Below are 7,772 nucleotides of genomic sequence, written 5' to 3' on the forward strand. Positions count from 1 at the left end.
CCATAATGAATATTTCAGGGAATGATAATAAGCGAATTGAATATACGGTACGCGTATTACTGTGTATTGCTGTCGTATTAGTGGGGCGCTTATTCTTTTTACAAATAATAGATAAGTCTGATTTGCAGGCGAAGAACTTGAGCCAAGTGCAAGTGGATAGAAAATTACAATCTCCGCGCGGTACGATTTATGACCGCAATGGAAGACCATTGGCTATGAGTGTGGTTACAAAATCCTTATATGCGGATCCTAAGATGATTAAGCAATCGCCTAGTGAAGTTGCTGAACTTATAGCGCCATATGTGACGATGTCAAAAGAGGACATTGTGAAATCATTACAAGAGGATACTGCGTTCGTATGGATTGACCGTATGATGGAACCAGAAAAGTCGAAAGCGATAGCCCAATTGATTGAGGATAAAAATTTAGAAGGTCTTAATTTTGTAGAAGAGTCTAAACGATATTATCCTAATGGTAATTTGGCCGCACAAGTGCTCGGCTTTGTCGGTACCGATGATAAAGGCCTTGATGGTCTTGAAATGGTGCTAGATGATGAATTGAAGGGCGGTATCCAAAAGGAACTAGTTGCAACAGATAGAAAGGGGAATGCTATCTTTGGCTCCGTACTATCTAAATATTTACCTGATAAGGGTAAGAGTGTGACACTAACGATTGATGCAAGTATTCAATTTATAGCAGAACGTGCTCTCGATAAAGCTATGGAAGATACAGGCGCTAAACATGCTAGCGTTATTGTTATGGATCCTAAAACGGGTGAAATCTTGGCGATGGCGAACCGCCCAACCTATGACCCAAATCATTATAGTCAAGGTTCAGAGGAAGATTTTAAGAATATTGCAGTAACAAATTTGTATGAACCAGGTTCTACATTCAAGCCGATTATTGCATCTGCTGCATTGGCATCAGGTAAATGGAAACTAGACCAAGTGTATAACGACAAAGGTTCCTTTGCGGCCAATGGACATGTTATGCAAAACTGGAATGGTGAAGGCTATGGTCCTGTTCGATTGATCGATATTTTGAAGTTCTCCATCAATACAGGTATGGCAGAAATTGGTACCACTACAGGCGCGGATATATTATCTAAATATGTTCGTAACTATGGATTTGGTTCTAAAACAGGTATTGAATTGCCTGGTGAAGGTGATGGTATCTTATATAATCCTGATGATATGAGTAAGCTTGATGTAGCAACCATGTCCATCGGTCAAGGTATTGCGGTAACACCATTGCAAATGGTCCGTGCTTTTGGCGCTATAGCTAATGGTGGTAGCATGATGAAACCACATATTGTTAAATCTTACAGCAATATAAAAGGTGAGGTAACTAGTACTACTGACCCTGAAGTTGTGGGGCAACCAATACCAGAAGAAACGGCTAAAACGATTGCGGATATTCTTGAAAAAGAAGTATCTGAAGGTGGCGGTACTAAAGCGATGGTTGAAGGCTATCACTTTGGAGGCAAAACAGGGACTGCTCAAAAGTTAGACACCAAAAATGGCGGCTATTTAGCAGGACGTTATATCGCATCCTTTATAGGCTTTGGTCCGGTAGAAGATCCTAAATTTGTTGTTCTTGTTGCCATCGATGATTCTAAAAAAGGTTCTATCTATGGTAGTCAAATTGCGGCCCCAGTATTTAAGAATATCGTGTCTCAATTAGTGCGGTATTACCAAATGTCACCTTCCGTTAAGGATGGCGCTACTGTGGCGGCTGTACCAGCGGCCAAACTTCCAGCAGTAAAACCTAATGGTGATGGCAGTGTAGTATTGCCAGACTTTAGAGGCTATACATTTGGAGAGGTACGTGATTGGTTGCATACTGCGGGTTTATACTTTAAACCAGATGGTACTGGTAAGGCGATTTCACAGGAACAATTACCGGGAACCGTAGTATCTCCTGGTACACCTATTGTGGTTCAATTTAGTCATTAGTCGCAGGATAGGTAACTGCAACTATAGACAAAACGTTATATAATAGAATAAGAGAAAACTAAAGGTGCCTCTATAGGCACCTTTTTACATGAATTTATATGAGGTTTATCCTTGAGATAATGAATGGAGATATACATGATAGAATTACGTGGTAAAGCAGTGGCTGATGCACATAAAGAGATTTTACAAGAGAAGATGACCGGTCTAGAGTACGGTACAATTACAATGGCTGTATTGCTCGTTGGTGATGATCATGGCGCTAACATGTACGCGGATTTCATGGAGAAAACGGCCAAAAATTTTGGATATGGTTTCGTGCGTAAGCAACTACCAAGTACAGCTACGCATCAAGAGGTATACGATGCATTGATGGCTTTAAATAATGATGATGCGGTGCATGGCATATTGCCACTCATGCCGATGCCAAAACAAATTGATACGGAGCAATTAATCGATGCATTGAATCCTAAGAAGGACATCGATGGTCTTACTACTTATAACATCGGTCTTGTTACAGCTGGTAAAGGTGGTTTTGCACCTTGTACTGCGAAGGCATGCCTAGCAATCTTGGATCATTATGGTATTTCTTTAGAAGGTAAACATGTGGTCGTTGTTGGTCGTAGCCAAGTGATTGGCAAACCGGTAGCGTTGATGGTGCTTGAACGTCATGCTACGGTTTCTATTTGCCATTCTCGTACGGCTGATTTAGCAAACCATGTACAACAAGCTGATATCGTGATTGCTGCTGCGGGCCGAGCACATATGATTTCAGCTAACATGGTGAAAGCTGGTGCTGTTGTTATCGATGTAGGCATTAATGAATTAGACGGAAAAACAGTAGGGGATGTTGATTATGATGCGGTGAGCACGGTAGCTTCAGCTATCACACCTGTACCAGGTGGTGTGGGCTCTGTTACGACTACGATGATGTTAGAAGCTGTTTATGAGGCGTACCATGCACGAAATGTCAATCGCTGAGGGTATTTTAGATATTGCCTTAGAGACCATGAAAAACAATGATGCGTCTATCGTTCATTCTGTGCAACTCGATTTGGGGTTGATGAGTGGTGTAGAACCTGATGCACTCTTATTCTGCTGGGATGCCGTTACAAAGAATACGCCGGCAGAGCATTCAAAAATCGATATTCATACGATTCCTATTAAAGGGCAATGCTTAGATTGTGATACGATATTTGATGTACAAGATTACAAATTCATCTGTCCTCATTGTGAAAGCCATTTTGTAAATACTATAGGTGGTCGCGAATTACAAGTAACATCTATTGATATAGATTGAGGTATATATGCAAGTAGAAGTAAAAACAAATGTGTTGGCGAAAAATGATGCCATTGCATCATCGTTACAACAAGTATTTAAAGAAAAAAATATATTTGTCTTTAATCTAATGGGCTCTCCAGGGGCCGGAAAGACCTCTTTGCTAGAAGCAACACTTCAAGATTTAGTTAAAGACTATAAATTAGCTGTTATCGAAGGTGATTTATTTACATCTAAGGATGCAGAACGTATTCATGCCCTAGGTGTGCCTGTTATACAAATTAATACCGTTGGGGGTTGCCATTTAGATGCTAATATGATTCAAGATGCTATAACTGATTTAGATCTTGATGAACTCGATATGATTATTATCGAGAACGTAGGTAATCTAGTATGCCCTGCTGAGTTCGATATTGGTGAGGCGATGAAGGTTACCGTTTTATCTGTTACAGAAGGTGAAGATAAGCCTTTGAAATATCCTCTTATTTTTAAGGAATCAAAAGCTATATTGCTCAATAAGATTGACTTATTGCCATATGTGCCATTCGATAAAGATAAAGCCATTAAAGATATTCGTAATTTAAATCCTCAAGGCTATATATTTGAAATTAGCTGTACTGCTAAGGATGGATTGGCGCCTTGGTTAACATGGATTAGAGAACAAATGGAGAAACGTTAATGAAACATATGTTATCTCGTACTGCATTGACGATGGCAGTGTTAAGTGCTTTAGGAACCGCATCGGTGGGGGCTGTTGATGCAGGACCAACAATACCGGAAGTAAAAAATACAGTGGCTGTTGTGAAAGCTCCTGCTGCTGATGAATCTTCGAAAACAGGTTGGTTAGCAGAACAGTTGGCTGTCACTGCTTTTGGTGACTCCTTACAGTATTGGCAAGCTGCTAGTGAAAATGATGGTGTTATGCCACAAGATTCAAAAAATAATCTAGCAGATATCGGACGTTCTTATACGTCTAATAATTTATCAGCGCTTGGTGATGAGGATGACTATAGTCTGGCTCAAAAGCCCGAGTCTGAAGATGGTACAAGTATTGGACCGGTTTATCGCGTTGGTGATGTGTATGTACCTAGTCCATCTGCTCAAAAGACGGTGAAGGGTGTATTCACAACGTATCATGAAAAAGATATAGATATAACTGTGTATACAGGCCCAGATAAATCGCGTTTAGTAGATAATCAGTTGCGTGGACAAGGTGCGACCTATTTATTCCCTGTTGGTACTATTACTAATCTTCATACTATTGATAAAGGATTGGTTACAATTCGTGATATCGGAGTAGGCAGTTCTCGTATGGAAATGATTTTCTCCTATGGTAGCCCTAATGCGATGTGGCGGAATCAGACTGATGAGTCATATATCTTCTTATATGAAGGTCATTCCGAAAATTCATGGTCAGAAAAAAAGGAATTTTCTTCTTCCGTAGCGAATACAAATAATAATAGCCAATTACCAGAAACTATTCAAAATGGAAAATTCTATGTGGCTTTCACCATTAAAAATAATACGGTAGAGGCTGTTGATATTTTGGATGGTCAAGTATGGTCTCGATTTGGATTGCCTAAGGCGCCTATGTATTCCTTCCATGCCGGTCAGTTGACTGAGGATGACTTTGTACTACGCGGATTGCATTTGAATCAGCATTTTGTAAATGATGCAAATGGTGAATGGCGTACACAGGGAATGCTGTTTGGGTCTACGTTCATAGGCTATAATGAATATGGTGTTAGTGTTGACGATAATTCGCTTATTAATCGCGTTTTATTAAATGTCTACACACCAACACGTCGTGGTATCGCTATGGGTGATACTAAATATTTATTGCTCTTTGTATATGGTATGCCGACACGTATTGCTGAATCTACAACTAGTACGGGAACGGCTACGGTATATGAATATAAAAATCCAAGGTTGAATAATTCCTATTTGCAGTTCGCCTTAGATGATAAAAATCAATATATCAAATCAGTGATGTTGTCTGACAGACCTGTTAAATAGGTCATCTTATGTGAGGAGGCAAGGATATGGTTACTGTACAAGATGTGAAAGAACGGTGGGAACAAATTCAAAATAATGATGAACGCATATTGTTTATCGTTGGTGGCCCAGGTTCTGGTAAAAGTTTATTGATTCGTGAATTATCAGAACAAAAAGGGTGGAAGTATCTAGAAGCCAAACAACTTATTGAAGAAGAGTTTTTGTTAGTACCTCGTGATGAAAGACCACAACTTGCAGAAGAAGTAATTCGTCGTGCATTAAGTCGCAGTGATACAGAAGTTGTTCTTATCGATGGTATTAATGTATTGTTTGCACCGATATTAAATTTAAATCCTCTTGAACTATTAAAGACTATTAGTAAAACATATCCGATTGTTGTAGGTTGGCGTGGTCATCTCGAAGGTGATCAATTGTACTTAGAACACAATAATGATCCAAAACATGCGGTAGTGACAATCACTAAACCTGAGCGTGTTATGGTTATTGATTAATTAGCGTTACATTAATTAATGAGGGCATTATATATTGCCATGCGTTGTGACCACATTTTGAAAGAAGGTGAATGACATGGAACAATATGTAATAGCCCTCATTTTAGGTGTTATAGAAGGTATAACAGAATGTATTCCTGTATCGAGTACAGGTCATATGATTATTATTGGGCATATGCTCAATTTTGAAGGCACACATGCTGATGTATTTGAAGTGTTTATTCAGATAGGTGCCATCCTTGCTATTTATACACATTATAGACGTACATTTAACGGCTTTTTGAAACGGAAAAATTGGATAAAACACGCGGCGTATCTTTGCTACATATTAGTGCGGGCATGTTACCCGTATTAATGGCTGGATATCTATTGCAATACATTATAAAAGAGTATTTATTTGGACCAATTCCCGTTATAGTAGGCCTTATTATAGGTGCTATATTTATGATTTATGCGGAAAAAAGAACAGTATCTGGGCGATTGGTGGATTCTGTAAATAATTTGACTATATATCAATGCTTTCAAATTGGTCTATATCAAATGCTTTGTCTATGGCCTGGATTTTCGCGCTCTGGCGCAACCATTGCAGGGGGGATGCTTATCGGCTGTACACGGAGGGCCGCAGCTGATTTTTCGTTTATCATGGCTGTGCCTGTTATGATTATCGTGTGTGTGTATGATTTAGTGCGTGTCATACATGCATTGGGATTAAATGATATCATTATGTTTATCATTGGCACCGTCGTATCATATATAGTGGGATATATAACGGTAAAAGGCTTTTTGTGGTATCTAAATAGATCCTCGTTGGCGTCGTTTGGATATTATCGAATTATAGTTGCTATTCTAGCAATAATCTATTTATATATGTGAGTTTAGATGTGAGTTCCTATGAGGCAAAAATGAAGTTGGAAAAATTCTAAAAAAATACTTGCGTCAGAAAAACTTTCATGATATATTGATATAGCACTAAGGGTGACTGCGAAGAACGAACAAAACTTTCAAAAAAGTTTTGAAAAGTTCTTGACACTTAGTGTGGCAGATGATACAATACATCTTGTCGTAATGATGCTGGCGTAGCTCAATAGGTAGAGCAGCTGACTTGTAATCAGCAGGTTGTGGGTTCAATTCCTATCGCCAGCTCCATTTTATTTATGGAGGGATTCCCGAGCGGCCAAAGGGAGCAGACTGTAAATCTGCCGTCTTCGACTTCGAAGGTTCGAATCCTTCTCCCTCCACCATTTATAGCGGGGTGGAGCAGTTGGTAGCTCGTCGGGCTCATAACCCGAAGGTCGCAGGTTCAAGTCCTGTCCCCGCAACCATAATTTCACAGTGAAGTGAACGTTCATTGTGCTGGTGTAGCTCAGTCGGCAGAGCGTATCCTTGGTAAGGATAAGGTCACCGGTTCAATCCCGGTCACTAGCTCCATACATGGCGGCATAGCTCAGTTGGCTAGAGCAATCGGTTCATACCCGGTGTGTCCGCGGTTCAAATCCGTGTGCCGCCACCATTAAACCTCACATTGGTGGGGATTTTTTTGTATCTACTATAAAAATATAATTATAACTAATTACATCCCTCGAAATAGGATGTAATTTTTTGTTTATTGACATTTGTGTATTATGGTATAATAATCTGTAGGAATGTATATTCCGTTGATTAAATTAGGTTATTATATTATAGTAATACTATAAAAGTATTTTGTTTTTGTGAAGGAGGATATAATCCTAATGGCAAAAGAAAAATTTGAACGTACGAAACCGCATGTTAACATTGGTACTATCGGTCACGTTGACCATGGTAAAACTACTTTGACTGCTGCAATCACTAAAGTATTGGCTGAAAAAGGCCAAGCTGATTTCCAAGATTACAGCATGATCGATAAAGCTCCAGAAGAACGTGAACGTGGTATCACAATCAACACTGCACACGTTGAATACGAAACTGAAAACCGTCACTATGCACACGTTGACTGCGCTATCTTGGTATGTTCCGCAGCTGACGGCCCTATGCCTCAAACTCGCGAACACATCT

7 protein-coding genes, 5 tRNA genes and 1 pseudogene are annotated in these 7,772 nt (G+C 39.5%); all 13 read left to right on the forward strand.

The window, feature by feature from the left end; all coding sequences use genetic code 11:
• The first annotated feature begins 5 nt into the window (after nucleotides 1-5).
• The gene (locus HMPREF1504_RS07670) at nucleotides 6-1,955 is read left to right on the forward strand and encodes a penicillin-binding protein (protein WP_038124860.1); all 1,950 of its coding nucleotides are present in this window, start codon (nucleotides 6-8) and stop codon (nucleotides 1,953-1,955) included.
• Nucleotides 1,956-2,090: 135 nt separating this feature from the next.
• Entirely contained in the window at nucleotides 2,091-2,933 is an 843-nt protein-coding gene (locus tag HMPREF1504_RS07675; protein ID WP_038124862.1) for a bifunctional 5,10-methylenetetrahydrofolate dehydrogenase/5,10-methenyltetrahydrofolate cyclohydrolase, read from the forward strand.
• Nucleotides 2,911-3,252 carry a hydrogenase maturation nickel metallochaperone HypA gene (locus HMPREF1504_RS07680; RefSeq protein WP_005377089.1) on the forward strand — a complete coding sequence of 114 codons (342 nt, stop codon included), beginning with the start codon at nucleotides 2,911-2,913 and terminating at the stop codon, nucleotides 3,250-3,252. Before HMPREF1504_RS07675 ends, HMPREF1504_RS07680 begins: the two co-directional genes overlap by 23 nt.
• A gap of 7 nt (nucleotides 3,253-3,259) precedes the next feature.
• Nucleotides 3,260-3,910 (forward strand): hydrogenase nickel incorporation protein HypB, encoded by a 651-nt coding sequence (gene hypB / locus HMPREF1504_RS07685; RefSeq protein ID WP_005377062.1) that lies wholly within the window; start codon nucleotides 3,260-3,262, stop codon nucleotides 3,908-3,910.
• Nucleotides 3,910-5,247: a hypothetical protein gene (locus HMPREF1504_RS07690; RefSeq protein ID WP_038124864.1), complete on the forward strand. Its 1,338-nt coding sequence runs from the start codon at nucleotides 3,910-3,912 to the stop codon at nucleotides 5,245-5,247. Before hypB ends, HMPREF1504_RS07690 begins: the two co-directional genes overlap by 1 nt.
• A gap of 26 nt (nucleotides 5,248-5,273) precedes the next feature.
• Entirely contained in the window at nucleotides 5,274-5,738 is a 465-nt protein-coding gene (gene brxF, locus HMPREF1504_RS07695; protein WP_005377114.1) for a BREX-3 system P-loop-containing protein BrxF, read from the forward strand.
• A 76-nt stretch (nucleotides 5,739-5,814) separates the two neighbouring features.
• Nucleotides 5,815-6,611, forward strand: a pseudogene (locus tag HMPREF1504_RS07700) (undecaprenyl-diphosphate phosphatase).
• Between the two features lie 197 nt (nucleotides 6,612-6,808).
• A tRNA-Thr gene (locus HMPREF1504_RS07705) sits at nucleotides 6,809-6,884 on the forward strand.
• 10 nt (nucleotides 6,885-6,894) lie between these two features.
• A tRNA-Tyr gene (locus HMPREF1504_RS07710) sits at nucleotides 6,895-6,979 on the forward strand.
• A gap of 5 nt (nucleotides 6,980-6,984) precedes the next feature.
• Nucleotides 6,985-7,060 (forward strand) — tRNA-Met (locus HMPREF1504_RS07715).
• Nucleotides 7,061-7,090: 30 nt separating this feature from the next.
• A tRNA-Thr gene (locus tag HMPREF1504_RS07720) sits at nucleotides 7,091-7,166 on the forward strand.
• A gap of 5 nt (nucleotides 7,167-7,171) precedes the next feature.
• Nucleotides 7,172-7,248 (forward strand) — tRNA-Met (locus HMPREF1504_RS07725).
• Nucleotides 7,249-7,468: 220 nt separating this feature from the next.
• Nucleotides 7,469-7,772 (forward strand): GTP-binding protein (locus tag HMPREF1504_RS10115; protein ID WP_232203339.1); only part of this gene is annotated, 304 nt, incomplete at its 3' end.

Origin of the sequence: Veillonella sp. ICM51a (genome assembly GCF_000524355.1) — a bacterium.
GTDB lineage: Bacteria > Bacillota > Negativicutes > Veillonellales > Veillonellaceae > Veillonella > Veillonella atypica.